Annotated in this window: 1 pseudogene; it reads left to right on the top strand. The window is 66.7% G+C overall.

Annotated features, from left to right (window positions below):
- Window positions 1-140 precede the first annotated feature (140 nt).
- Window positions 141-868: pseudogene (locus MJ783_RS16825) on the top strand (site-specific integrase); the annotation flags it as partial.

Below are 868 nucleotides of genomic sequence, written 5' to 3'. Positions count from 1 at the left end.
CAGTGACACGTAGTGCCCTGGACGCGGCCGGTTTCCCGGCAGACCCTCCCGCGCCCAGAGGACCGGAACCCCGGAGTATCACGCCTCCTCCGGCAATTTCTCCCTGTTTTTCACCTTTCGGCAAGGAGTGATCTTTCATCATGTCCGGCAAGCGGCAGGACCCGGCCGACCCCACGGACGGCAACGAACCCACCGACCCTGACCGTCACGGCTCGGAGCGCCAGACACCGAACACCCCCACCCGCCGAGACCGGCGGCGAAGCCACGGGGACGGAGCACTCTTTCAGCGGGCCAGTGACGGCCTGTGGGTCGGGCGCGTCGACCTCGGCTGGATCGACGGGAAGCGCGTCCGCAAGACCGTCTATGCCAAGACCGAAAAGGAATGCCGGCGCAAGCTCAAGGAAATCCAGAAAGCTGCGGAACAGGGCGTGAACCTGACCGCTCCGAACCGGACCGTTTCGGAGTGGCTGACCGAATGGCTCCGGATGAAGGGAGAGGACGGAACCCGTCCCACCACCCTCGCCGGGTACCGGTGGGCCGTCGATCTCTACATCGTGCCGGTGGTGGGCCGGGTCCAACTCCTGAAACTCACCCCGTCCGACGTCACCAGGCTGATCGGGAAAGCTCGGGATGCCGGGCGCTCGCCCCGTAGCCTTCAGTTCATCCATGGGGTGCTACGTAACGCGCTCGCGGACGCGCACCGGCTCGACCTCGTACCCCGCAACGTCGCGAAGGCGGTCAAAGGACCGTCGGTGCCGCTGCGGCGGCTCCGTGCCCTGCACGTCGATGACGTCCGGGCGCTCACCCGAGCCATGCACGACGACCCGTACGGGCCGATCTTCATGTGTGGTCTGATGCTGGGCCTGCG

Origin of the sequence: Protofrankia sp. Cj3 (assembly GCF_917627355.1) — a bacterium.
Classification (GTDB): Bacteria; Actinomycetota; Actinomycetes; order Frankiales; family Frankiaceae; genus Protofrankia.
Note: the sequence above shows the minus strand (reverse complement) of the source record. Positions and strands in the feature narration are given on the sequence as shown.